Origin of the sequence: Mesorhizobium sp. LjRoot246 (genome assembly GCF_964254115.1) — a bacterium.
Classification (GTDB): Bacteria; Pseudomonadota; Alphaproteobacteria; order Rhizobiales; family Rhizobiaceae; genus Mesorhizobium.
This window is the reverse complement of record NZ_CAXUSN020000001.1, coordinates 4,849,157-4,872,020: the sequence shown is the minus strand read 5'-3', so window position 1 is coordinate 4,872,020 and position 22,864 is coordinate 4,849,157. Positions and strand designations below refer to the sequence as shown.

The window sequence follows — 22,864 nt, the reverse complement described above, 5'->3', positions numbered from 1 at the left end:
GTAGGCAGTAGGCAGTAGGCAGTAGGCAGTAGGGGGGCAGTTCACGAGGACAGTTTCCGGCGCCCCTATTTCCTACTCCCTACTCACTACTGCCTTACAGTTTGTCTATGACCGACTGCACGCCCTCCGTCGGGGCGTCGACGGAGGATCCAGCCACCATGATGGCGGCGACGATCGCTTCGGGGTCGTCGACCACCAGCGGCTTGACCCTTTGCGCGGTGTGGATGAAGCCCTCGGCGGCCATGTGATCGAGCAACGCTAGCATCGGATCCCAGAATCCTCCGACATTGCCGAAGACAATCGGCTTGCGGTGATGGCCGAGCTGCGCCCAGGTCATGACCTCGACGATCTCCTCGACCGTGCCGATGCCGCCCGGCAGCGCCACAAAGGCGTCGGATTTCTCGAACATCTTGTGTTTGCGCTCGTGCATGTTGTCGGTGATCAAGAGCTCGTCGAGCCGGCCAAGCGCGGTTTCGGTCGCCTCCTTGTTGATCAGGAAGCGCGGAATGATGCCCGTAACCTTGCCGCCGGCCTTGAGCGCGCCTTCGGCGACGGCGCCCATAATGCCTTTGGTGCCACCGCCGTAAATCAGCCGCAGACCCGCTTTGGCAATGGAGCGCCCGAGCAAGTGTCCGGCCTTGATATAGATTTCATCGCGGCCCGGAGACGAGCCGCAATAGACGCAGACGGATCGAATCGTGTTCATGCCGATGATTGGTGATTGGGTCTGAAAGCGCGGTCAAGCCCCAAGGGTTAACAGGCTGGGCTTTTTCTTGTCGGTATTGGTAAAACAGGCTAGACCGGCGTTAGGTGGCTAAGGGGTAGGGAATATGGCAATTAATCCATTGAAGGCGTTCCTGTTCGCGGCGGGTGGGACCGTTGCGGCCGCGGGAACCGCCTATGTATCGGGCGCGCTCGACCCGTATCTCAATCCCACGCTGCCCGCGCAAGTGGCGGCGCTTACACCGCCCGCGGCGCCGAAACCGGCTGATCCCGGCACGGAAGCGCGGCTGCCCCCGGCGGAGGTCCCGGCCGCTCCCGCTGCGGTGCCCCAGGCAACCGCACCGGATGCGGCGGCGCCGGCAACTGCAGCTGGGGCCGGTCCGATTGCACCGTCTTTCGACGTCGTGCGCGTCGAGGGCAATGGCTCTATCGTCATTGCCGGCAACGCGGCGCCCAACGCGAAGGTCGAAATTCTCAACGGCTCGACGGTGCTTGGATCGACGGTCGCTGGCCCCGATGGCGCTTTCGTTATCATTCTCGATGATCCGCTGAAGCCTGGCGACTACACAATTGCTCTGCGTGCGACCACCGGCGATGTCGTAACGCCCTCGGTGCAGACCGCTGTCGTCTCGGTTCCCAAGGATGCGGCCGGCCAAGTGCTGGCCATGGTCGAGGAGCCGGGCAAGCCGGCCGAACTGCTCACCGTTCCCGCGCCCGAGACAAAGCCCGCTGCCGCTCAGGCCGCCGGCGACCAGGCTGCCGCGCCGGGCGCGCCTGCAGCCGAAGCGCCTGCAACCGCTGCTCCGGCTCCCGCGGCTCCAGCGCCGGCCGTGGTTGAAGCAGCACCCGCTCCAGCAGCGCCGGCGACACCGCCCGCCGTAGCAATGGCCGAGCCCAGGATCGTCGTCGAGGCGGTCGAGATCGATGGCAACAAGATCTTTGTCGCCGGCCTCGCCGATGCCGGCCGCAAGGTGCGCGCCTATGCCAACGACATCCTGCTCGGTGATGCGCAGACGTCGCCGGATGGTCATTTCCTGGTCGAGGCGACACGCGACATTCCGGTCGGCAGCTACACCATCCATGTCGACGGCCTCGATGCCGACGGCGTGACGGTGGTGGCCCGTGCAGCCGTACCGTTCGAGCGTGAGCCGGGCGAAGCGGTCGCCGCCGTGGCCAAGCCTGCCGAACCTGCCGCCGCTGAAGCGCCCCCGGCTGCCGAGGCGCCGGCCGTTGCCGTCGCACCGGCCGCCGAGACGGCACCGGCGACGGCGTCCGCTCCCGCAGCCAAGGCTCCGGCCACCGTGGCAGAGGCGACGCCGCCAAGCGATGTGCCCGAAACCGTGGCGCCCAAGCTTGAACATGCCGACGGCGCGGTCATCATCCGCCGCAACGACACGCTGTGGCGGATTTCACGGCGCGTCTACGGCCATGGTGTGCGCTATTCGACAATCTACCTCGCCAACCAGGACCAGATCAGCAACCCCGACCATATCTGGCCCGGACAGGTGTTCAAGGTTCCGGAAAAGTCGAAGGAAGGCGAAGCCGCCGACCTCAAGGCGATGGGCGAGCAGGCGACGACAGCGCCGGTGAAGACGAAGTAGGGCAGCACGGGACGCACGCTTTCGTCGCGTTCCGTCACCCCCCCTCTGTCCTGCCGGACATCTCCCCCGCAAGGGGGGAGATTGGCAGCTTCGACGTCTCGGCTCATTTTGCGGCAATGGCGATTGGCGAAAGCCTATGTGACGTCCGATCTCCCTCCTTGTGGGGGAGATGGCCGGCAGGCCAGAGGGGGGTGCTGTCCCTCCAGGGTTGAAAGGTTCATCGACGGGCGGCACGCCAATCTACCCATCGGGGTAGCTTGCCCCACAGCCGGTCATCGTCTATCGCCGATGAACGATGACAGAATCCTCTCCGGAAACAAACGCACCCGGCTGCAGCCCGGACAGCCGTGCCGTCGCCGCCCGACTTGCAGCGCTCTCCCATCCGGCACGGATCGAAATCCTGAAACATCTGTCGGCCAGAAACTCCTGCTGCTGCCGCGAAGTCGTCGATCATTTCGATCTCGCGCAGTCCACCGTGTCGCAGCATTTGAAGATACTGGTCGAAGCCGGGCTGGTCCGCTTCGAGCCCGATCGCCAGCGCTCGCGCTACGCGATCGACCACGCCGCGCTGGCCGATGTTTCCGCATCGGTCGCCGCGCTCGTCGATTCCTGCTGCTCCGGCCGCTGAAATAAGAAGAAGGAATAAAAATGGCCGAAAAAACCGTCTCGGACTCCTCGACCTTCAAGACGCTGCTCAACCTTTGGCCTTACATGTGGCCGGCGGACCGCGCCGATCTGAGAGCCCGCGTCACCTGGGCGACGCTTCTGCTGGTCGTCGCCAAGCTGACGCTGGTCGCCGGTCCTTATTTCTTCAAATGGGCGACCGACGCGCTGGCCGGCGACGCCAAATCGGTGCCGCCGCTGCCGAGTTTTCTGCTGGCGCCCGTCATGCTGGTCGTCGCCTACAATGTCGTGCGCCTGGTGCAGCTGGGCTTCAACCAGCTGCGCGATGCGCTGTTTGCCCGCGTCGGCCAGTACGCTGTGCGCCAGCTCGCCTTCCGCACCTTCGTCCACATGCACCAACTGTCGCTGCGCTTTCACCTGGAGCGTCGCACCGGCGGCCTGTCGCGCATCATCGAACGCGGCACCAAGGGCATCGAGACGATCGTGCGCTTCATCATGCTCAATACGGCGCCGACCATCCTCGAATTCGCGCTGACCACCGGCATTTTCGCCTATACCTATGGTTGGAAATATGTGGCCGTCGTCGCGGTCACCGTCTGGGTCTATGTCTGGTTCACGGTCCGCGCCAGCGACTGGCGCATCTCGATCCGCCGCGACATGAACGACAGCGACACCGACGCCAACACCAAGGCGATCGACTCGCTGCTCAATTACGAGACCGTCAAATATTTCAACAACGAAGGCATGGAGGCCGAGCGCTTCGACCGCTCCATGGCGCGCTATGAGATATCGGCGACGCGCATCTGGACTTCGCTCGGCTGGCTGAACTTCGGCCAGGGCATCATCTTCGGCCTCGGTACCGTCATCGTCATGTGCATGTCGGCGCTGGAAGTGCAGGCAGGCACGCAGACGGTCGGTGACTTCGTCTTCATCAACGCCATGCTGATGCAGCTGTCGGTACCGCTCAATTTCATCGGCTTCATCTACCGCGAAATCCGCCAGGGACTGACCGATATCGAGCAGATGTTCGACCTTTTGGATGTTCCGCAGGAGATCGTCGACAAGCCGGATGCCAGGCCGCTCGCCGTCAGCGCTGGCAAGGTCGAATTCCGCGACGTGCATTTCTCCTATGATCCGAACCGCAAGATACTGAAGGGCATCAGCTTCGAGGTGCCGGCCGGCAAGACCGTTGCCATTGTCGGGCCTTCGGGTGCCGGCAAGTCGACCATCTCGCGGCTTCTGTTCCGCTTTTACGACGTGCAGGGCGGTCAGGTGCTGATCGACGGCCAGGATATCAGGGACGTGACGCAGGAGAGCTTGCGCGGCGCGATCGGCATGGTGCCGCAGGACACCGTGCTGTTCAACGACACCATCGCCTACAACATCCGCTACGGCCGCATCGGTGCCAGCGAGGAGGATATGCGCAAGGCGGCCGAACTCGCGCAGATCGGCCCCTTCATCGAACGGCTGCCAGACGGCTACAAGTCGATGGTCGGCGAACGCGGGCTGAAGCTTTCCGGCGGCGAGAAGCAGCGCGTGGCGATCGCCCGCACCATCCTGAAAGCGCCGCCGATCCTGATGCTCGACGAAGCGACTTCGGCGCTCGACAGCCACACCGAGCAGGAGATCCAGGCGGCACTCGATCTGGTCAGCCGCGGCCGCACCACCATCGTCATCGCCCACCGCCTGTCGACGGTGATTACGGCCGATGAGATCATCGTGCTGCAGGACGGCCAGATCGCCGAGCGCGGCACCCACGCCGAACTGATGCGCAAGCATGGCCTTTATGCCTCGATGTGGGACCGCCAGCGCGAGGCGACCGAAGCCGAGGAACGGCTGCGCATCGCCCGCGAGGGCGACGAGTTTGGCGTCATCGTCCGCCGGCGGACGTCGGAGGTGTCATAGGCGATGGAGCTGCTCTCCCTTCTCCCACAAGGGGAGAAGGAAAAGATTTCAGAAATTCCGCTTGACCTCAACTTAAGTTGAGATTGTAGGCCATTCCTGGAGCCCAAAGCACCATGATCCAAGAACGGAACAATCGAAATGAGCACAATAAATCAGAACGTTAACGGCGGCAGCGTGTTCAGGGTGGACAAATTCGTCGTCCCGGCCATCGCCCGCGAGGAGATACTCGCCAAGGTCCGGACAACGCATGAATTGCTGCGCCTGCAACAAGGCTTCGTGCAGGATTTCCTGCTCGAGCAATTCTCGGGGCCGGGCGAATTCAACCTTGTGACGATCGTCGAATGGGAAAGCCAGGCTGCCGTCGACAATGTCGTGCCGATCGTCAAGGCCGCGCACGAGCGCATCGCCTTCAACCCGCAGGAGACGATCGCCCGGCTCGGTGTGCGGGCCGACATCGCCAACTATCAGCGGATTCCCGGGCTCTGATCTTTGTTGAGCATGATCTTTCCGAAAACCGGTTTCCACTTTTCGGGACCATGCTCTAGCCGGGCCAGCCGACGCCAGGTGCCGGCGCTTCCACGCTGAGCACCTGGCCGGTGCGGGCGTCGCTGACCATATGCTCGAAGCCACGCCATTCGGCGGCGGCGATGAACAATGTTTGCCTGTCCGCACCGCCCAGCATGCAGGCAAAGCAGCCGCGATCGACAGCGACCGTCTGCAGCACCTCACCGCCTTCGCGCACCCGCACGCAATGCTTGTTGGGAACATCCGCATACCAGGCCGCCCCTTCGGCATCGAGGCAGATGCCGTCGGGATATCCGTCGAGATCGGCCCAGACCCGTCGGTTGGCGAGGCGGCCGTCGGCGGCGATGTCGAAGGCGGTCAACCGGTTGGCGTGGGATTCGGCGACGATCAGCGTCTTGTTGTCCGGGGTCACCGCCATGCCATTGGCAAAGGCGATGTTTTCCGCCACTTGCCGGGCCGTGCCGTCTGGCGTGATCAGCACGATGGTGCCGGGGCCGAAATGCTCGCCAGGTGCCGGCACCGGCCCTCCGCCGTTGACATAGATGTTGCCGCGCCCGTCGACGACGATCTCGTTCCATGGGCTTTTCGAGAGGCTGTGCAGATCGGCATGGGTGACGAGGCTCCCATCTGTTTCCTGCCGCAGCAGCAAGCCTTCGCGACCAGAGACGACGAGCAGGCGGCCATCCGGCAGCCAGTCGATGGAGTAGGGCAGGACGGCCGGGACGGTGAGCACGATTTCTTTGTTGCCGTCGGCATCGACAGCTATGATCTCGCCCGTACCCCAGTTGCAGAGCCACAGGCGTCCGTCATGCCAACGCGGGGATTCCCCGAAGGCGAGGCCGCTTACGACGATCTGGGCTTTCCTGGTTGCTGATTGCTGCGATGGCATTGCGGGCTCCACGGTTGGTTCGATGGGCGCTTTGCACTCCTTTGCGGGGTCGATGCAAAGCGTTGACTCTTCAAGGACGGCCGAACATAGCTCGTCCCGACAATGGCAATGGTTTTCCGGAGCGATGTCGACAAAGTCTGACACCGAGGAGCGGCCCCCCGGCGTAAAGGCCGACATCGCCAACTATCAGCGCTTGCCGGAACTGTAGGGAGGCATCCCTCATAGCGGCGCCCGGCGTTTGTCTGACGCGGGGCATCGTTCAGATATCGGAATATGCTAACTGTTACCGGTAGATCTGCCTGGGGCTTTTATCTCTAAGGGCAGCTGATATTGTCTCGCTGGAAGTAACCATCCATTTTCTTTTGGGGCTACGGAAGCATTTTCGATGTTTGGGTTTTTCTCGCGCAAGTCCAGAGGAGCTTCCGGGAAGACATCGCCCACTTTCGAAAATCAGCCAGTCAACCTCCTCGTGCCACTGGTTGTGGTGTCTCGTTCGAAGGCCGAAGAAGCTGGTGGGCAGCCGTTTGGTCTCGTCTTCGCTGTCATGCAATTCGCCACAACGATGGTTTCCAAAGGCCTCTATCGGTATCCAGAGATCAACCCTAAGGCGATGCAGGTCTATCACGCCCACTGGTACTCCTCGGAGGTAAAGAACGGCGGCCACAGTCAATTCATTCGCAATGCGGGCCTGGAAATCGATACGATGATTGCCAACGCTCGAGCTGGCCTCACCGCTAGTGGTGCGAAGGGGCAACTGGCAACTCTGGAAAAGATGTCCGCCTGGGTTGCCGAGCATCCGGATAAGGCCGCCAAACAGACGGGCTTTGAGGGCGGTCGCGACGATTTTCTGGATACGCTTGACGATGCGTTCTACGACGCGGATGAAGCCGCGCCGATGGTGAATTTGCTCGCGCGCTGGATCGCTTCTTGGCCCGATTTGCAACTTGTCGATGATGACAATTGCGACGATGCCATCAATCGACTGGCGATGGCTAACCCCCAGCGCGAAGGCAGGCTTCTTCACAAGTCGGTTGGCGACCTGGTCCGCCAGATGTTGGGCCGGCGCGATGTCGGCGCCGGCCTTGCTTGCGCAAAGATATCGCTACCGGAAATCAAGGGGGCATTCGGCATGGCAAGGGTGCTGACTGTCGACGGGCAGAAGCAGATGGTCTCCCAACTCCGAACCAGTGCAAAGGAGCTCCGGCTGTGCGTCGCGACAGAGACACACGTGGCTGTTTATGAGCAGATCGCGCCGGAAGACCCTCCAGTCGTACGCTCGGGGGAGAATCTAGTCGGAGCTAATGCCCCGCGAGTCGGCATAAGGCTTGGTCGCGCCGAAGACTCAGAGATCAGCACGGTGATCGATCTGGCGGAAAGGTATCATGCTCCCGTCGCTGTCGATCTTCTGCTGCGCAAGGCCGGGTTCGACCCCGCTGAAGCCGCTGTTTCAGGGAACTCAATAGTGCAAACCGCGGAAGGGCCAATCGTGTACTGGGTGGTGCTGGCGTCTGGCCAGGCCTTCCTTTTCGTATCTTCGCCGAATGGCAGTGTGCTCTTGCGGGGCAAAGACGACAAAAAGCTCGCCGAGGCTACGATGTCTGAACTCGACGAGCACTTTGATCGGTCCGCTGCCGCGGGCTAGGTTCTCCAGCCGCCCAACCCAGCCACCCCCGCCTCGCCGATTGTTGCGTTGCGGCGAAGGGGTGTTTCCGCTATTGAGGCCGGACCTGAAACAGGGACTGCCCCCATCCCATGAGCCTCGTCGACTCGATCAAGAACGCGTTCGTACCGATCCATCGCGAGGGCTATCCCTTCATCGCGGCCTTTGGCGCGGCGACGCTTTTCCTCGGCTATTTCTCCTCGATCCTGTTCTGGATCGGTCTGATCCTGACGGCTTGGTGCGTCTATTTCTTCCGTGATCCTGAGCGCGTTACACCGGTTGATGATCGCCTGGTGGTCAGCCCCGCCGACGGCATCATTTCTGCAGTCGGACCGGCCGTACCGCCGCGCGAACTCGGCCTCGGCAATGTCGAAATGACCCGTATCTCGGTGTTCATGAACGTCTTTTCCTGCCACGTGAACCGCGCTCCGGTGCGCGGCCGTATTGCGAAAATCGAACATCGGCCTGGGAAATTCCTCAATGCCGAACTCGACAAGGCCAGCACCGAGAACGAGCGCAACGGCCTGGTCATCGAGAGCCCCAACGGCACGGTCGCCGCAGTCCAGATCGCCGGCCTGGTGGCGCGGCGCATCGTCTGCTGGGCCGAGGCCGGCGGCTCGATCGCCATCGGCGAGCGTTTCGGCCTGATCCGCTTCGGCTCGCGTGTCGATGTGTTCCTGCCCCTGGCCGCCACGCCGCGTGTTGCCGTCGGCCAGACGGCGGTCGGCGGCGAAACCGTGCTGGCCGAATTCGGCGGTGTCGCCGGCACGCCTCTTGTTCGGATTTCCTGACCGGTGGGCACGCAATACAAAAAGTTCGAGGCCCATGCCAGCGGCGGTCCGCGCATCCGCGAGATTCCGATGCGCATGGTGCTGCCCAATCTGGTCACCGTGCTTGCCATCTGCGCCGGCCTGTCCGGCATCCGCTTCGGCTTCGAAGGCCGCTTCGAGCCGGCGGTGGTGATGGTGCTGCTGGCGGCTTTCCTTGACGGCATTGACGGCCGCCTGGCGCGCATGCTGAAGGCGACCTCGAAGTTCGGCGCTCAGATGGATTCGCTGGCCGACATCGTCAATTTCGGGGTGGCGCCGGCTCTGGTGCTCTATGCCTTCCTGCTCGACCGCGCCGGCTCGCCGGGCTGGATAGCAGCACTTCTGTTCGCCATCGCCTGCGGGCTGCGGCTCGCCCGTTTCAACGTGCTCGATGACGAGAAGGCCGATCGCCCCATATGGCAGTCCGAATATTTCGTCGGCGTGCCGGCGCCGGCGGGCGCCGTGCTGGTGATGCTGCCGCTCTATCTCTATTTCCTGCGCACAGGTCTGGAACCCAGCCGTCCGGCCGCCTTCGTCGCCACCGGCTTCACCATCCTGGTCGCCTTCCTGCTGGTCAGTCGGCTGCCGGTCTATTCCGGCAAGAGCCTGAGAATCCCGGGCGACAGGGTGTTGCCGATCATCCTTGGTGTCGTGCTCTACGTGCTCCTGCTGATGACCTATCCCTGGTACACGCTGACCGCCTCGGTCGCCGGCTACCTGATCTTCCTGCCCTTCAGCGTGCGCGCCTACTCCAAACGCGCCAAGCGAGAGGGCGAGAAAGTGCCGCCTTCGGATATAGGGTAGCCGCTAGAGCCGCAGGCCCCGCAGCAACAGATCGCTCCAGGCGGACGCAAAGCGTTCGTCGCTGATGTCGATCGCAGTTTCGCCCCAGATCGCTTCGAAGACCCGGAACATGGCGACGCTGCCAACAATGACGGCGGCGACCGCCTCACTATCATGTGGGCGCAGTTCGCCCTGACGCTGATGTTCCCGCAGCCATTCGGCGACGGCCAGGTACGTGCTTTGCATGATCTCGACACGTGCCGAAGCCTTCAATCCGGGAAAATGCTCCAGATCGCGCCACAGGATACGAAGCACATCGCGATTGGCGCCGAGCTTTTCAAGCATACCTTCCACAAGCCGCCGCGAACTCTCGTCTATGGGAAGCGCGGCACCGCCGAGTTCTGCCCGGCCTTCCCGTGCCGTGCCGACAAACTCTTCGATCGCAGTGGCAAGCAGGTCCTGTTTTGAGGGAAAGTGCTTGTAAAGTGCGCCGGAGCCGCGCGACAGACCTGCCGCCTCCTGAATGTCGGGAACGCTCGTTCGGTCGTAGCCGCGCTCGGCAAACAGGCGGATAGCCTCGCGCAGGATGCGCTCGCGTCCGGGTGATGGCGACTTCATGGCTGCTCCTGGCTCAATGAACGTGGTGACAGGGATTGGCGATGGGCCGATAGCATCCGGCGGACAATCGGATACGGATGGATCACCGCGCGCGCTCGCATTGCTCGGAAAGCCACGCCTTCCAGGTCCTTTTGCCAAGGCGCTCGCCGGTTTCGACCAAACCCATTCCGAGGCTCATCTTGCGGCCTATCGGCAGCGGCAGGATGAGACGCCTGAGCCCAAGCGCATCGCAGTATTGTCGTGCGAAGCTCGAGAAGGGCATCATGTCAGGACCGCCGATCTCCGGGCGCACGCCGCGTTTTCCATCGGTGACAGCCCGGCTGAGATAGAAGGCTACGTCGCGTGTATCCACCGGATTTGAGGGCGAGGTCGGCAGCGGCCAAACCGGCAGCCATTTCAACCCGCCGAGCATCTGCGCGAGAAGGTAATAGAACGGCGTCGCGCGGATAACCGACCACGGAAGTGAGGACTCCCGCACAAGCCGTTCGCCCGCCAGTTTTACCCGGGCATAGGGCAGGCGGCTGAATTCGAGACCGACGATGGACACGAAGATGAAGTGCGAGACGCCGCTATGCTCCGCGGCGGCGAGCAGATAGCGTGTGCCGTCGACATCGACGCTGGAAGGGCTCGAAAAGAAGTCGACCAGCCTCATCCCGCGCTTGGCGATGGGCGAGAGCGTCGCGGCATGGATGACCGTGTCGATGCCGCGCAGCGCCTCTTCGATGCCATCTCCGGTCGCGAGATCGCCCATTACCCATTCAACGGAATTGTCTTGCCCAGTCTTTCGGGCAAGCAATCGGACGGTGTGGCCCGCTTCGGTCAATGCAGGTGCGAGATCGCGGCCCAGATGCCCAGTCCCTCCGGTAACAAGGATTTTTGCCATTCGAAACCTCCTCATGCCGGCACATGATTGGTAAGTGAATGATCACTCACCAATAAAATGCCGATAGGGCAAAAACGTGGCAGCGGCGCTTATTCGCGCCTCCGGGGTGTTGCTCGGAGGGACGGCTTTCCTTTCGAGATGGAACGGGCCTACGCCGCGACGCCGAGCCCCAGCCGGTCGATCGCCAGCTTTCTGGCAGAGACATAGTCGGTCTTGCCCGAACCCAGCACCGGGATTTCCTCTACCTTGACGATGTCGTTGGGCACCATCAGCTCGGCGGCACCCGCCTGTTTGCCAAACTTGCGCAACTCGTCGGGATTGGCGTCGTCGGCGGTGGTCACCAGCACGATGCGCTCGCCGCGCCGCTTGTCCGGTACCGCCACAGCCGCGTGGCGCTCCTCTGGCCATAGAGACTGCACCAGCATCTCGACTGCGCCCAGCGACACCATCTCGCCGGCGATCTTGGCGAAACGCTTGGCGCGGCCGCGAATGGTGATGAAGCCTTCGCGGTCGACAGCAACGATGTCGCCGGTGTCGTGCCAGCCGGTCAGCGGCTGCAGCTCGCCGGGGCGGTCCGATGTCATGTAGCCCATCATCAGGTTCGGTCCGTCGAGCCACAATTGGCCGGCGTCGGAGATGCCTTCGACCGGCTCCAGCTTCATGCGCATGGCCGGCAGCAGCCGACCGACCGTGCCGTCGCGGCCATGGATGGCGGTGTTGACGGCAACCACCGGTGCTGCCTCGGTCAGCCCGAACCCTTCGATGATCTCGGCCTGGAAGCGTTCGCGATAGACGCGGCGGGTTTCCGGCTTCACCGCCTCGGCGCCGGCGACGACGAAGCGCAGGCTGGAAAAATCGCCGTCCTTGGCAGTGCGCGCATAGTTGGCGAGGAACGTGTCGGTTCCGAACATGACGGTCGGCTTCACCTTGCGCGCGACCTCGGGGATGAGCTTGTAGTGCAGCGGCGAGGGATAGAGGAACAGCTTTACCCCGGTGACCAGCGGCAGGATGGTGCCGCCCGTCAGGCCGAAGGAGTGGAACACCGGCAGCACGTTGAGCAGGATATCGGCGGGCGAAATCGTGATCCGCGCCTCGGCCTGCATGGCGTTGGCAAGCAGGTTCCTATTCGACAGCACGACTGCTTTCGGTGTGCCTTCCGAACCCGAGGTGAACAGGATCACCGCCGGCTTGCCCGCATCCTGCCGCTGCAGCGGCCAGCGCCACATCAAGGCAGCGGCAAGCTTGTCGAGCGCGCTGACGCCTTCCCGCACATCCTCCAGCCAAAGCAGCCTGGCGCCGCCTTTTTCGACCGCCGCGACGATGTCGGCGATGTCGGCCTTCTCGATGAAGGCACGCGATGAGACAACCGTGCGGATCACCGCGGTGCGCACCGCGGCGGTCACGCTCGCTGGCCCGGCCGTGTAGTTGATCATCGCCGCCACCCGGCCGGCCGACAGAAGGCCGACAAACGACAGCACCACGCCATTGGCGTTGGGCAGAAGCAGCCCGACCGCTTCGCCGGGCGCCGTCGCCGCCTCGAAGCGCCTGCCTAGGACGCGGGCGCCGATAAACATCTTGCGGTAGCTCAGCGCGCCCGAGATCACATCCTCGATGATCGGGTGCGAGCCGCCGAAGCGGCTTGCGGCATCGCGGATGGCCAGGAACAGCCCACGATCGAGATCGGTGCCGAACAGACGCGCCTCGGCAACACGGTCGAACAGCGCGTTGGTGTTCGAGGCCTGGTCCGGATTGCGCGCCACCAGTTCGGCGATGGTCATCGGCTCCAGCACGCTGATCGACAGCTGCGGAAACCAGCGGCGCGGTGCCTTGTCCGCTGACGTCAGCGACACCGGCAGACTGCGCGCGCCGCCGACAAAGATCGGCACGATCTTGGCGTCGGCCTGCATGGCGATGCGGGTGACCGCACGAAACAGCCGAAACGTCTTGACGTCAGGCTCGACCGCATCCGGCAGATAGACGGCGAGCCGGCCCTTGCCCTTCAGCACGCGCACCAGCCGGCGGCTGACGAAGAGATGTTCGGCGTTGAAGGCGATGGTGCGGCCAAGCTCGCGCCACGGTTCGAGCCATGGCGAGCGCGCCGAGACCTCATCGAGAATATGGAGCGTGTCGTCCGGCAGCAACGACAGCATCAGCGCCGGCTCGAAACGCGATTGATGCGAGATGACGTAGATGACAGGGGCCTGCGCCTTGCGGGCGATCTTGATGCGGCTATCTCCGATCCGGTAGGCGAGCTTGAACGGCACATAGAGCAGCGCCTGGGTGAAGCGCAGGCCGAGGCGGAATTTTTCCACCACGCCGATCAGCAACCAGGCCAGAACAAGACCCGCAAGCAGCGCCAGTGTCAGGATCATGCCGCGTCTCTCCCAACGATTTTATCACCTCGGCTCTTTTGCGGCCGCTTCGGCCAGAACCTAGACGATGTGGGAGCAACGTCAATGCGGATGAGTGCGCCTCTTGCTTTCCCACTCAAGGGAGAGGGAAGTCGGAGCTCCTCACGCCGCCTGCAACCGCCCGCTGATGAAACGAAACTCTTGCGTCTTGCCGCCATAGCCGTAGGCGGCCGCCGGCACTTCGTGCACGAAGGCATAGCTTTCCTCGTGCACGCCGCCCAGCAGGCGGCCGAAGGCGGCGAAGAGCGCCTTCAGATACGCTTCCAGCTCGAGCTTGGTGTTGGTCCCGTCGACCACCTTGATATCCAGCCAGAACGTATTGGTGCCATGCCCGGCCAACGACTTGCCGCCAGCGAACCAGTGCTGCGGATCGACATAGGACACGGCAACGGCTGTGATCGTCGGATCCTTGCGCAGCTGCGTCGCGGTGATTTCGGTAATTTCCCTGGCGATGCTGGCGGACAGGGTGGTGTCAGGCTTGCCGGTCACGCTGATGTTGATGATGGGCATTTCTCTTCTCCTTGGTTCGAGCGACGTCCGATCGCCGTTGGAAGAACCATGCCATTATCTTTAGGTCAAAAAAATCGAATTGTTTTAAAATAAAGATTCGATAATATCGAAGTATGGAAACACTCGATCCCGATCTGCTTAAAACCTTCCTCGCTTTTGTGGACAGTGGCTCGCTGGCCCAGGCGGCCTCAACCGTCGGTCGTTCGCCCTCGGCGGTGACCGCCCAGATGCAGCGGCTGGAGGAAATCGTCGGCGAGCCGCTGCTGGCGCCGCAAGGGCGGGGGCGTGGCTTGACGCCGGCGGGTGAGGACCTCGTCGGCCATGCCAGGCGCATCCTGGCCGCCCATCGCGAGGCATGGCTGGCGTTGAAGGGCGCACGCGCCGCCGGACGCGTCGCCATCGGCACGACACAGGATTTCGCCGACAGCGGCCTGCCGAACCTGCTGCGTGCCTTCGCCGTCAGTCATCCGCGCGTCAGGATCGAATTGCGGGTCGGCCGCTCCGCCGAATTGGCGCAGGCGCTGCAGTCTGGCGGTCTCGATCTGGCGATCGTCATGCGGCAGGCGGTGGCGCCAGACGAAGTGGGCGTGCTGCGCGAGCCCATGATGTGGCTCTGCTCACAAAAGGGCCTTGTTTCGCGGCAGGAAGAACTGCCGCTGGCACTGCTCGATCCCTACTGCGGCTTTCGCGAAGCAGCACTTGCCGCACTCGATGCAGCCGGCCGCCGCTACCGCATCGCTGCCGGTAGTGCCAGCCTGGCTGGCCTGCGCACGGCGGTGAACGCCGGTGTCGCGCTGACGCTGCGAACGGCCCGCTTTGCCCATTCCGGCATTGTCGAGGCGCCGCGCGAGCTTGGCCTGCCGCCAGTTCCGATGGCTGAGTTCGCCATCCGGCTGCGTGCCGGTGCCGATGGTTCTGCAGCTGATCTGGCAACTCTGCTCAGTGGTAACCTCGCCTTGTCGGCTGGCTGATGCCAAAGCCAACCCTTGCGATCGGTCGACCGGCAAAGAAAAAGCCGACCTTGCGGTCGGCTCAGGAGTAAGACGGGCCGAGGGGTTTGGGGGGACTTGGGGATGGCCCGTCGCACCAATAATGCCTGACCCCGATGATGGTTCCGTGACTGTGTCACTTTTTTAAGAAATATTTGACGCCACGCGTTGCGAGCCGGCCATGCGTTGCGAGCGGGCTGTCAGCCAATCCCGCCCGGCATGGGCAAACACCGCGCACAACACGATGGCGCCGCCGATCATGCTGGCGACTGGTGCAATCTCGCCCAGGAACAAGAAGGCAAACAGGATGGCGAACGGCACCTCGGCCGAGCCGAGCAACCCTGATTCTGCCGGCGGAATGAGCCGCGCACCCTCCGTCCACAGGATCGAGGACAGTGCGAAGGATGCGCCGAAGGTGGCGAGCAGAACGGCGTCCCTTGGCGAAACCGCCAGCGGATCGGTGACGAACCAGCCGAGCACGAACAACAGGAACGCCGAAACCGCACCGGCCCACACCACCGGCGTGTCGCGGAAGGCGCGCACCATGATCATGTAGAGGCCGCTGCCGATGGTCATCAGCAGTGCCAGCCCGTCGCCGAATAGATTGCCGCTGCCGAAGCCGGACCAGACCATGATCGCCACGCCGCACAGCGACACGGCGGCGGCGACCATCGTCTGCAACCGGAACGGTTCGCGCGTCAGAACCCAGGCCAGCAGTGCGGTAACGAAAGGTGCCGTGGCATAGATGACGGCGACATTGGCGACGAAGGTGAACTTGAACGCCGAGATGAAGGCGATGCTGGCCAGCGCTCCTTCCACCGCCAGCAGCCATCCGCGCCAGCCCAATCGCAGAGTCTCACGCCCGCCTGAGCGGTAGCGCCGCCACAAAACGTAAAGAGTGACCAGGATCGAGCCGACGAAGCCGCGCCAGCAGATGATGGTCAGCGGGTCGGCATGGATCGACTTGGTCAGCACGCCGGTCAGGCCGAACACAGCCGCCGAGGACGACACCAGGACGATGCCCAGCGTGCGCTCCGCGGCGATGTCGTTGGCGGCTGCAATGTCAGTCATCCCGTCAGCCTAGGTCGTTCCGTGCTGACATCGTAGTGTCAGCAGTCATGGTCATGCACATCATAGCCGTTTGCGGAAATGCTCGGTGCCGACGATCAACAGGCCGGCGGCGATGATCAACGCGGCACCCAGGAACACTTCGCGCCGCGGCACGTCGCCCCAGATCGTAAAGCCGAGCGCGAATGCCCACAACAGCGAGGTGTATTCCAGCGGTGCCAGCACCGAGGCCGGTGTGCGCTTCATACCTTCGAACAGAAGATATTGCGCCAGGCCGCCGAGCGCCCCGACGCTGCCAAGCATCAGCAATTGCTGCGGGTTTGGCGTATGCCACCAATGCAGCGCCGGCACCGCCGAAAACAGCAGGAAATAGAAATTGTTGAGCAGGAGCTGGATCATCGAGCGCTCGGCAAGAGCGGTCCTGCGCAGGAGCACGATGGCGATGCCCCACAAAAAGGCGGCCGCCAGCACCAGCAGCACCGGCACGGACAGGCCGAGATGGGTCGGGTCGCAAGCGACGAACACGCCGGCAAAGCCGACCAGCACCGCCAGCCAGCGCAGCATCGGCACCTTTTCGCCGAGCATCGCCACGGAAAGCACGGTGACGATGATCGGCGCCGCATAATAGACGGTGGTCAGTTCGGCCAGTTGCAGGCTACGTGCGGCGTTGTAGTAGCAGAGCCAGGCGGCGAGCGTGAAGGCGCTGCGCACCAGCATCGGCCGCACGATCGGCGAGCGCATCGTGTTGGCAAACAGCCGTCGCCCACCGATCGCCGCGCAGGCGCCCAGAATGGTGATGCTGCGGAAGAACATGATCTGCCAGACGCTCATGCCAACGACCAGCAGCTTGATCGAAGCATCCTGCGTCGAAAACAGCAAATAGGCCGCACCGGTCAGCAGGATGCCTGCAAGAACCCGCTCGCGTGTTTCGAGAATGGCGATATCGGCCATGAGGCGCGTGGGACCAAAAATTGCCGGAGCGGCAGAATGCTGTGAGGAGCGACACGAGCGAGCTGGGAATTCAGCTCTCTCGGCACCAAGCTATACGGGCGAAAAGTCGGTGCGGCGCTGCGCCAGCCCCGCGCTTATGTTGGGGCAGGGGTTCCATGGCAAGGCGCACTGTCGCAGCGCTTATTGCGTCGCCTGGTAAAGCTCCGAAGCGGCCTCTTTCAGGGCGCGCCGACCATCGGATCGGAAATACATCATGTGCCCGCCCTCGACGACATCCAGACGGATAGGCTTGGCGTTGGCGAGCGACGGGATCTGGTTCACCAGATAGCGCGAGGCGAGGTATGGCGTGACCAGGTCGGTGTAGCCGTTGACGATCAACACGCCGAGCGATGGGTTGAGCGAGCGTGCTCGCTGCAGATCATCCATCACCCCGGCATAGCCTTGCCGTGATGCGCTGGTCCCGTAATCCCAATTGTGGCTGATTTCGCCATTGAGCAGCCGATAACTGATATCGGTGCGGAAATTCAGTTCGTCGCTGATGTAGCCGACGAAAGCCGACGTCAACGCCGGAACACTGCGGTCGAGCACTGGATCCGGGCCGGCGATGCGGGCGCTCTCGGGCGCGATGTCGGCCGTGCCGATCATGGCGTCGTAGGGGCTTAGCACCTTGCCGCTGGCACGGGCGAACTCCCTCGCGAACAGGCCGGTCGGTATGCGGGCGGAGTTCCGCTGCACCAAGTCGAGCGGCAGGCCAGTAATGTCAGCCACGCGTTGGCTCGCCTGCCGCCTGCCTTGCTCCAGTCCGCTGGTGATCGCCGTAAGGTAATCGCCCAGCGCATAATGCTCGACTTCGGCCAGCTTCTCTCGCAGCGCGTCGCCGCTGACGCCTTCGGCGCGCAGGCGCACCGCCGCCAATGAAGGCAGTTCGAGCGCCCAATGCAGCGGCTCGAATTCGTCGGGCTGCACCAGCGTGAACTCCAGCGCCGGCGAGATCAGTACGATGCCGTTCGGACTGATGCCGATATCTTCCTGCAATGTCCTGGCGAGCAGTGCCGCGCGGAACCCGCCATAGCTTTCGCCGGCGAGGAACAGCGGCGACCCGGTGCGGCCATTCTGCGCGAGATAGAGCCGGATGAAGGCGCCTATCGAGCTGGCATCCTGGTTGACGCCCCAGAAGTCGCGCGTGTCCTGACCCGGCGCCTCGCGGCTATATCCGGTTCCGACCGGATCGACGAAGACGAGATCGGTTATGTCGAGCCAGCTGTCCGGATTGTCGATGAGTCTTTGCGGTGAGGGCAGGAATTCGCCGTCGGCTCCCGTTGCGATGATACGCGGACCGAGGGCGCCGATATGCAGATAGGCGGATGCCGCTCCAGGGCCGCCGTTGAACACGAAGGTGATCGGCCGCTGCGGGTCTTTGGCCACGCTTGCCGGTGGTTCCAGCGTGTAAGCGACGTAGAAGATCTCCGCCGTGACGTCGCCCTTGCCCGAAAGCAGCGACAGGGTGGCGGCCTTTGCCTGATAATCCAGCTTGCGCCCGGCAAGCGTGATCGAATGGTTGGTGGTCTGTGGTGGCGGCAGCAGCGACAGAACACCGCCCGAGGGTCCTGGCCGCTCCGCCGTTTCAGCCAGGACGGGCTGCGCCAGGGCGGCAAGGATCGGCAGGAGAAGGAAGATCAGCTTCAGCTTGACCGGCATGATGGCTCCGCGAGAACGACTCCCGCATAGGTATGGCCGAGATGATCGAAGTCAAAGGAAATGGCTGTTTTGAACCTGCAACGGCTTGCGCTAGTGTGAGCCGGAATGCAGTCGAACATCTCTCTAGATCGGTTTGGACACTGGAGCGGCGGCGTGGCCGCCGCGGCCATGGCTGCAACGCCCGAAGAATTGTCGGCTCGCTTCACGGCGGCGGCGAGCGGGCTGCTTGGTTCCGACCGCGTCTATGTCGGTTTCTATCGTCGCGATATAACATCCCTGACCATCGATGATGCCGGCCCCGATCGCTGGAACCGCCACTACGACGCCCACATCTATCGCCAGGATCCGTTCTTCCAGAGGTTCGCCAGCACAAGACAGGATTTCCTGTTGCCGCTATCGGCCCTGCGAAATAGCGACTTCCAGTTCACCCCCTACTATCGCGAATTCTACGGCCCTTCCGATAGCTTCGACGAGATAACCGGCGTGTTCAATCTCGACAGGCTGACCGCAGGCTATGTCACTTTTCTCAGGCGAAACGGGGCAGCACCCTTTGGCGAGCGGGATGTGGCGATGGCTTGCGCGACAAGCAGCGCGACACGGCTCATTCTGGAAAGACTGCTTCATCTGTGCCGCTCCCGGGACAAAGGCGTCGCAATCGGTGACGCCCGCTCGCGTTTGAGCACGCGTGAGACCGAGATTGCACGACACCTGCTCGACGGCGGCAATGCCAAGACGATTTCGCGAAGCCTCGCCATATCGCCCGGCACCGTCCGCAACCACATCAAGCAGATCTATCGCAAGCTCGGCGTACACTCCCAGGTCGAGCTTCTGGCGGCGATCGGCGCAGCCGCTCGGGACTGACGGCTTCCGCGGGCTCTATTGCCCCGTCACGATGCGCGTCCACATGCGGTTTTGCGATCGCAGCAGCTTTGGGTCGTTGTTGTCGACCACGAACAGCCTGGCCTTGACGGCATCTGGCGGAAAGACGCCGGGATCGCTGGCTATTGCCTTGTCCATCAGCGGCAGGGACTCCGGTATCGCATTGGCGTAGGAGACATAGCTGGAATTGGCCGCGGCGATATCGGGCCGCAGATTGAAATTGATCCAGGCCTGGGCGTTGTCGGGATGCGGCGCGTCCTTCGGCACCGCCATCGTATCGAAGTTGATGAGCGTGCCTTCCCTAGGAATGGAATAGGCGATCTCCAGCTTCTTCACGGATTCCGCCGCGCGGGTCCTTGCCTGGAGGATGTCGCCCGACCAGCCCAGCACCACACAGATGTCGCCGTTTGCCAGGTCATTGATGTATTTCGACGAGTGGAAATAGCGGATGTAGGGCCGCACCTTGCCCATCAATTCCTCGACCTTGGCGAGGTCGTCGGGACTGGTGGATTTGGGGTCGATGTGAAGGTAGTTCATCGCCATCGGGATGACTTCAGCCGGCGCATCGATCATGGCCACGCCGCAATCGGAGAGTTTTTTGACCACGTCCACGTCGAAGACCATGGCGAAGGAGTCCGTCGGCGCGTCCGGCAGCCGCTGCTTGACCGCGGCTACATTGTAGCCAATGCCGTCGGTGACTGCCATATAGGGCACGGCATGCAGGTTCCGCGGGTCGGCGCCAGCGATCAGCGCCAGGGCTTGCGGATCGATCTTCGAGTGGTTTGAAAGCTTCGACTTGTCGAGTTCCAGGAAAGCGCCTGCCGTCACCTGGTTCTTCAGGAACGGATAGGCCGAGGGGTAGACCACGTCATATCCCGAGCCGCCGGTGAGCAGCTTGGTTTCAAGCACCTCGTTGCCGTCATAGACATCGTAGCGAACCTTGATGCCCGTCTCCTTCTCGAATTTCTCGGCGGTATCCGGCGCGATGTAATCGGACCAGTTGTAGACGTTGACGATTTTTTCCTCATCCGCCGAGGCCGCGCCGGCGCAGATGCCGCAAGCAAGCCCCGCAAGCAGGGTTGAGACGATCACAGCGCGCATGAGTGTTCTCCTTTTCGCTGCTGGTTTTTGGCGTCATCCGTCAACGCCGTTGCGGGGCATAGACCGGCAAGGTGATGCAGGCGACATTGCCGCCGCCCAGCAAGATCTCGCGCGAGTTCTCGATGCCGATGATCTTGTGCTCGGGAAACAGCGCGGCCAGCGTCTGCTTGGCCGCTACGTCGAGATCGCAGCCGAACTGCGGCACGACCACGACGCTGTTGCCCGGATAGTAGTTGATGTAGCTCGCCGCGATCCGGTTCCCGGCCGGCCGCGCCCAGGTCGAATCCAGCCGGTCCACGCTTTCGCTCTCTTCCGGCGTCATTTCGATCGGCAGGGGATGGGGCAGCCGGTGGACCTCCAGCGCGCGGCCACGCCCGTCACGGACCGAACGCAGCACCTCTTCGGCTTCGCGCACGATCTCGTATTGCGGGTCGTCCCGATTGTCGGTCCAGCTCAGCACGACCACTCCGGGGCGCACGAAGCAGCAGAGGTCGTCGACATGACCGTCGGTCTCGTCGAAGGCGAGGCCTCGTGGCAGCCAGATGACGGTGTCGACACCGAGATAGTCGCCGAGCTGGCGCTCCACCTCGGCCTTGCCGAGATAGGCATTGCGATTTCGGTTGAGCAGGCATTGCTCCGTGGTGATGAGGGTGCCCTGGCCATCGCATTGCAGCCCACCACCCTCGGCGATCAGAGGCGCCCGGTAGCGATCCATGTTCTCGATTTCGAGCACTTTTTGCGCCGCCAAATCATCCAGGTCCCATGGTGAATAGAGGCCGCCGTCGAAACCGCCATAGGCGTTGAAGATCCAATCGACGCCACGCACGTCGCCTTGATCGTTGACGACGAAATTGGGTCCGCTGTCGCGCAGCCAGGAATCGTTGGTGGACATCTCCACGACACGTACATGACCAGGCAATCGCGCCCTGGCATTCTGCCACTGGCGAGCGGATGCCGCCACGGTCACCGGCTCGCTCTGCGCGATCGCCGCGGCGACATCGACGAACAGCTTTTGCGCCGGCTTGGCGCCGAGGCGCCAGGTGTCTGGCCGCTCCGGCCAGATCAGCCAGCAGCCTGACTTGGGTTCGAATTCGCCAGGCGCGCGAAACCCATCCTGTTTCGGCTTTGTCGAGAGGGTACGGGGCATCTGGGGTCCGCCGGGAAATGGAGTGATGACTGCACGGATCAGACGTTTTTGAGACCTTGTCCGTCAATGTCCCATTTGGGATATCGGTGTTCGCGCCGGCGGCGGCTGGCCAGTATTGCTGAACGGCATTGCCATCCATTGGCGATCGGCGCAAATCTCGACCGGACGGCGTCATGCCGAGGTGGAAACAGTCGACGAAAGGGGACAGCGGATGGATGCGACCGAACTGAAGGCCATGCAAGCGCCGCTGAAGCAGGCCTATCGTGACGATGCTTCGCAGGCCCTGATCACGCTTCGCGCCAAGGGGTCTATCGACGACCAGTCGGTCGCCTGCAAGGTGGAGACAGGCAGGGCTCTCGCCATCGCCGGACTGCATCCGGCAACAGGCGGCTCAGGCCTTGAGCTTTGCTCGGGCGACATGCTGCTGGAGGCACTGGTGGCCTGCGCCGGGGTGACGCTGAAGGCAGTGGCGACGGCGCTCGAGTTCAAACTCGGCGCCGCCACGGTGGAGGCCGAAGGCGATCTCGATTTTCGCGGCACGCTCGGCGTGGCAAAAGATGCGCCGGTCGGCTTTCGCGCTATCCGGCTCAATTTCAAGCTCGACACCGACGAGCCGCAGGAGCGCATAGATTCGCTGCTGAAGCTGACCGAGCGCTATTGCGTGGTGTTCCAGACCATCAACAGCAGGCCCGAGCTGACGGTCAGCGCACGGCGCTGACGCTTATTGTGCTGACGGCTCTTCTGCGTCGCCCTCGTCGGAGAAGGGCGAGGCGCTAGGCACGCATTGTACCGACCAGCCGGCCGGTGTCGGCTGCTTCTGATATTCGGTGATGGCGGCGGTGCACTGTTCGCGCTTGTCGAAAGTGCTGGGCAGCACGACCATGCCGCCCTGCGGGCCGGCGATTACCAGATACCAGACCAACGCTGCTGCGGTCGTAGCCATGGGGATTTCCTTGTTCTGCCAGTTGGGCGCTTGTTGTGGGAGTCGCTGTGACCCTACCAACTCCACGGAAATGACGAAAGCATGACCGCCGCGCAGCTTCCCGCCGTCACATCACAGCCGCGTGATCTGACAGCGGGTTCTTGCCTC

General features: G+C 63.0%; 22 protein-coding genes. 10 read left to right on the top strand and 12 right to left on the bottom strand.

Going from position 1 to position 22,864, the window contains the following annotated elements:
• Positions 1-94: 94 nt before the first annotated feature.
• Positions 95-706 carry a TIGR00730 family Rossman fold protein gene (locus ACSQ3L_RS23975; RefSeq protein ID WP_436162156.1) on the bottom strand — a complete coding sequence of 204 codons (612 nt, stop codon included), beginning with the start codon at positions 704-706 and terminating at the stop codon, positions 95-97.
• A 124-nt stretch (positions 707-830) separates the two neighbouring features.
• On the opposite strand from ACSQ3L_RS23975, the gene ACSQ3L_RS23970 reads away from it, so the two are divergent.
• From ACSQ3L_RS23970 to ACSQ3L_RS23955, 4 genes are all read left to right on the top strand, one after another.
• Positions 831-2,324 (top strand): LysM peptidoglycan-binding domain-containing protein, encoded by a 1,494-nt coding sequence (locus ACSQ3L_RS23970; RefSeq protein WP_436162155.1) that lies wholly within the window; start codon positions 831-833, stop codon positions 2,322-2,324.
• Between the two features lie 295 nt (positions 2,325-2,619).
• Positions 2,620-2,952, top strand: coding sequence for an ArsR/SmtB family transcription factor (locus tag ACSQ3L_RS23965; protein WP_436162154.1), 333 nt, complete (start codon positions 2,620-2,622; stop codon positions 2,950-2,952).
• Between the two features lie 20 nt (positions 2,953-2,972).
• Positions 2,973-4,853 (top strand): ABCB family ABC transporter ATP-binding protein/permease, encoded by a 1,881-nt coding sequence (locus ACSQ3L_RS23960; protein WP_436162153.1) that lies wholly within the window; start codon positions 2,973-2,975, stop codon positions 4,851-4,853.
• Between the two features lie 138 nt (positions 4,854-4,991).
• The gene (locus ACSQ3L_RS23955) at positions 4,992-5,339 is read left to right on the top strand and encodes an antibiotic biosynthesis monooxygenase (protein WP_436162152.1); all 348 of its coding nucleotides are present in this window, start codon (positions 4,992-4,994) and stop codon (positions 5,337-5,339) included.
• A gap of 55 nt (positions 5,340-5,394) precedes the next feature.
• Here the strand turns inward: ACSQ3L_RS23955 and ACSQ3L_RS23950 are convergent, their stop codons facing one another.
• Positions 5,395-6,267: an SMP-30/gluconolactonase/LRE family protein gene (locus tag ACSQ3L_RS23950; RefSeq protein WP_436162151.1), complete on the bottom strand. Its 873-nt coding sequence runs from the start codon at positions 6,265-6,267 to the stop codon at positions 5,395-5,397.
• 385 nt (positions 6,268-6,652) lie between these two features.
• Between ACSQ3L_RS23950 and ACSQ3L_RS23945 the strand changes: the two genes are divergently transcribed.
• The 3 genes from ACSQ3L_RS23945 (at position 6,653) to ACSQ3L_RS23935 (ending at position 9,540) form a co-directional block, all read left to right on the top strand.
• Positions 6,653-7,909 carry a DMP19 family protein gene (locus tag ACSQ3L_RS23945; protein WP_436162150.1) on the top strand — a complete coding sequence of 419 codons (1,257 nt, stop codon included), beginning with the start codon at positions 6,653-6,655 and terminating at the stop codon, positions 7,907-7,909.
• A 110-nt stretch (positions 7,910-8,019) separates the two neighbouring features.
• Positions 8,020-8,718, top strand: coding sequence for a phosphatidylserine decarboxylase (locus ACSQ3L_RS23940; RefSeq protein ID WP_436162149.1), 699 nt, complete (start codon positions 8,020-8,022; stop codon positions 8,716-8,718).
• A 3-nt stretch (positions 8,719-8,721) separates the two neighbouring features.
• The gene (locus ACSQ3L_RS23935; RefSeq protein WP_436162148.1) at positions 8,722-9,540 is read left to right on the top strand and encodes a CDP-alcohol phosphatidyltransferase family protein; all 819 of its coding nucleotides are present in this window, start codon (positions 8,722-8,724) and stop codon (positions 9,538-9,540) included.
• Positions 9,541-9,543: 3 nt separating this feature from the next.
• On the opposite strand, the gene ACSQ3L_RS23930 is transcribed toward ACSQ3L_RS23935, so the two are convergent.
• The 4 genes from ACSQ3L_RS23930 to ACSQ3L_RS23915 form a co-directional block, all read right to left on the bottom strand.
• The gene (locus tag ACSQ3L_RS23930) at positions 9,544-10,137 is read right to left on the bottom strand and encodes a TetR family transcriptional regulator (RefSeq protein WP_436162147.1); all 594 of its coding nucleotides are present in this window, start codon (positions 10,135-10,137) and stop codon (positions 9,544-9,546) included.
• An 82-nt stretch (positions 10,138-10,219) separates the two neighbouring features.
• Positions 10,220-11,020 (bottom strand): SDR family oxidoreductase, encoded by an 801-nt coding sequence (locus ACSQ3L_RS23925; RefSeq protein WP_436162146.1) that lies wholly within the window; start codon positions 11,018-11,020, stop codon positions 10,220-10,222.
• Positions 11,021-11,169: 149 nt separating this feature from the next.
• On the bottom strand, positions 11,170-13,392 hold the full coding sequence (locus tag ACSQ3L_RS23920) for an AMP-binding protein (protein ID WP_436162145.1): 2,223 nt from the start codon (positions 13,390-13,392) through the stop codon (positions 11,170-11,172).
• 141 nt (positions 13,393-13,533) lie between these two features.
• Positions 13,534-13,941, bottom strand: a complete 408-nt coding sequence (locus ACSQ3L_RS23915) for a tautomerase family protein (protein ID WP_436162144.1) — start codon at positions 13,939-13,941, stop codon at positions 13,534-13,536.
• 113 nt (positions 13,942-14,054) lie between these two features.
• Here ACSQ3L_RS23915 and ACSQ3L_RS23910 point away from each other — a divergent pair, with 113 nt between their 5' ends.
• Entirely contained in the window at positions 14,055-14,912 is an 858-nt protein-coding gene (locus tag ACSQ3L_RS23910) for a LysR substrate-binding domain-containing protein (protein WP_436162143.1), read from the top strand.
• A 162-nt stretch (positions 14,913-15,074) separates the two neighbouring features.
• On the opposite strand, the gene ACSQ3L_RS23905 is transcribed toward ACSQ3L_RS23910, so the two are convergent.
• From ACSQ3L_RS23905 to ACSQ3L_RS23895, 3 genes are all read right to left on the bottom strand, one after another.
• Positions 15,075-16,001 carry a DMT family transporter gene (locus ACSQ3L_RS23905; RefSeq protein ID WP_436162142.1) on the bottom strand — a complete coding sequence of 309 codons (927 nt, stop codon included), beginning with the start codon at positions 15,999-16,001 and terminating at the stop codon, positions 15,075-15,077.
• Positions 16,002-16,061: 60 nt separating this feature from the next.
• The gene (locus tag ACSQ3L_RS23900; RefSeq protein WP_436162141.1) at positions 16,062-16,949 is read right to left on the bottom strand and encodes a DMT family transporter; all 888 of its coding nucleotides are present in this window, start codon (positions 16,947-16,949) and stop codon (positions 16,062-16,064) included.
• A gap of 180 nt (positions 16,950-17,129) precedes the next feature.
• On the bottom strand, positions 17,130-18,647 hold the full coding sequence (locus ACSQ3L_RS23895; protein WP_436162140.1) for a S10 family peptidase: 1,518 nt from the start codon (positions 18,645-18,647) through the stop codon (positions 17,130-17,132).
• A 153-nt stretch (positions 18,648-18,800) separates the two neighbouring features.
• Between ACSQ3L_RS23895 and ACSQ3L_RS23890 the strand changes: the two genes are divergently transcribed.
• Positions 18,801-19,508, top strand: a complete 708-nt coding sequence (locus ACSQ3L_RS23890) for a response regulator transcription factor (protein ID WP_436162139.1) — start codon at positions 18,801-18,803, stop codon at positions 19,506-19,508.
• Positions 19,509-19,523: 15 nt separating this feature from the next.
• On the opposite strand, the gene ACSQ3L_RS23885 is transcribed toward ACSQ3L_RS23890, so the two are convergent.
• Together ACSQ3L_RS23885 and aguA are read right to left on the bottom strand one after the other, a co-directional pair.
• Positions 19,524-20,627 carry a polyamine ABC transporter substrate-binding protein gene (locus tag ACSQ3L_RS23885; protein WP_436162138.1) on the bottom strand — a complete coding sequence of 368 codons (1,104 nt, stop codon included), beginning with the start codon at positions 20,625-20,627 and terminating at the stop codon, positions 19,524-19,526.
• A 40-nt stretch (positions 20,628-20,667) separates the two neighbouring features.
• A complete protein-coding gene (gene aguA, locus ACSQ3L_RS23880) occupies positions 20,668-21,774 on the bottom strand; it encodes an agmatine deiminase (RefSeq protein WP_436162137.1) in 1,107 nt (368 codons plus the stop codon).
• A 211-nt stretch (positions 21,775-21,985) separates the two neighbouring features.
• Here aguA and ACSQ3L_RS23875 point away from each other — a divergent pair, with 211 nt between their 5' ends.
• Positions 21,986-22,492 carry an OsmC family protein gene (locus tag ACSQ3L_RS23875; protein WP_436162136.1) on the top strand — a complete coding sequence of 169 codons (507 nt, stop codon included), beginning with the start codon at positions 21,986-21,988 and terminating at the stop codon, positions 22,490-22,492.
• Positions 22,493-22,495: 3 nt separating this feature from the next.
• Here the strand turns inward: ACSQ3L_RS23875 and ACSQ3L_RS23870 are convergent, their stop codons facing one another.
• On the bottom strand, positions 22,496-22,717 hold the full coding sequence (locus ACSQ3L_RS23870) for a hypothetical protein (protein WP_436162135.1): 222 nt from the start codon (positions 22,715-22,717) through the stop codon (positions 22,496-22,498).
• Positions 22,718-22,864 lie beyond the last annotated feature (147 nt).

What these genes read in the sequence shown, in the direction of transcription:
- ACSQ3L_RS23975 (WP_436162156.1), bottom strand. Translation starts at nt 706, where the DNA reads ATGAACACGATTCGATCCGTCTGCGTCTATTGCGGCTCGTCTCCGGGC.
- ACSQ3L_RS23970 (WP_436162155.1), top strand. Translation starts at nt 831, where the DNA reads ATGGCAATTAATCCATTGAAGGCGTTCCTGTTCGCGGCGGGTGGGACC.
- ACSQ3L_RS23965 (WP_436162154.1), top strand. Translation starts at nt 2,620, where the DNA reads ATGACAGAATCCTCTCCGGAAACAAACGCACCCGGCTGCAGCCCGGAC.
- ACSQ3L_RS23960 (WP_436162153.1), top strand. Translation starts at nt 2,973, where the DNA reads ATGGCCGAAAAAACCGTCTCGGACTCCTCGACCTTCAAGACGCTGCTC.
- ACSQ3L_RS23955 (WP_436162152.1), top strand. Translation starts at nt 4,992, where the DNA reads ATGAGCACAATAAATCAGAACGTTAACGGCGGCAGCGTGTTCAGGGTG.
- ACSQ3L_RS23950 (WP_436162151.1), bottom strand. Translation starts at nt 6,267, where the DNA reads ATGCCATCGCAGCAATCAGCAACCAGGAAAGCCCAGATCGTCGTAAGC.
- ACSQ3L_RS23945 (WP_436162150.1), top strand. Translation starts at nt 6,653, where the DNA reads ATGTTTGGGTTTTTCTCGCGCAAGTCCAGAGGAGCTTCCGGGAAGACA.
- ACSQ3L_RS23940 (WP_436162149.1), top strand. Translation starts at nt 8,020, where the DNA reads ATGAGCCTCGTCGACTCGATCAAGAACGCGTTCGTACCGATCCATCGC.
- ACSQ3L_RS23930 (WP_436162147.1), bottom strand. Translation starts at nt 10,137, where the DNA reads ATGAAGTCGCCATCACCCGGACGCGAGCGCATCCTGCGCGAGGCTATC.
- ACSQ3L_RS23925 (WP_436162146.1), bottom strand. Translation starts at nt 11,020, where the DNA reads ATGGCAAAAATCCTTGTTACCGGAGGGACTGGGCATCTGGGCCGCGAT.
- ACSQ3L_RS23920 (WP_436162145.1), bottom strand. Translation starts at nt 13,392, where the DNA reads ATGATCCTGACACTGGCGCTGCTTGCGGGTCTTGTTCTGGCCTGGTTG.
- ACSQ3L_RS23915 (WP_436162144.1), bottom strand. Translation starts at nt 13,941, where the DNA reads ATGCCCATCATCAACATCAGCGTGACCGGCAAGCCTGACACCACCCTG.
- ACSQ3L_RS23910 (WP_436162143.1), top strand. Translation starts at nt 14,055, where the DNA reads ATGGAAACACTCGATCCCGATCTGCTTAAAACCTTCCTCGCTTTTGTG.
- ACSQ3L_RS23905 (WP_436162142.1), bottom strand. Translation starts at nt 16,001, where the DNA reads ATGACTGACATTGCAGCCGCCAACGACATCGCCGCGGAGCGCACGCTG.
- ACSQ3L_RS23900 (WP_436162141.1), bottom strand. Translation starts at nt 16,949, where the DNA reads ATGGCCGATATCGCCATTCTCGAAACACGCGAGCGGGTTCTTGCAGGC.
- ACSQ3L_RS23895 (WP_436162140.1), bottom strand. Translation starts at nt 18,647, where the DNA reads ATGCCGGTCAAGCTGAAGCTGATCTTCCTTCTCCTGCCGATCCTTGCC.
- ACSQ3L_RS23885 (WP_436162138.1), bottom strand. Translation starts at nt 20,627, where the DNA reads ATGCGCGCTGTGATCGTCTCAACCCTGCTTGCGGGGCTTGCTTGCGGC.
- aguA (WP_436162137.1), bottom strand. Translation starts at nt 21,774, where the DNA reads ATGCCCCGTACCCTCTCGACAAAGCCGAAACAGGATGGGTTTCGCGCG.
- ACSQ3L_RS23875 (WP_436162136.1), top strand. Translation starts at nt 21,986, where the DNA reads ATGGATGCGACCGAACTGAAGGCCATGCAAGCGCCGCTGAAGCAGGCC.
- ACSQ3L_RS23870 (WP_436162135.1), bottom strand. Translation starts at nt 22,717, where the DNA reads ATGGCTACGACCGCAGCAGCGTTGGTCTGGTATCTGGTAATCGCCGGC.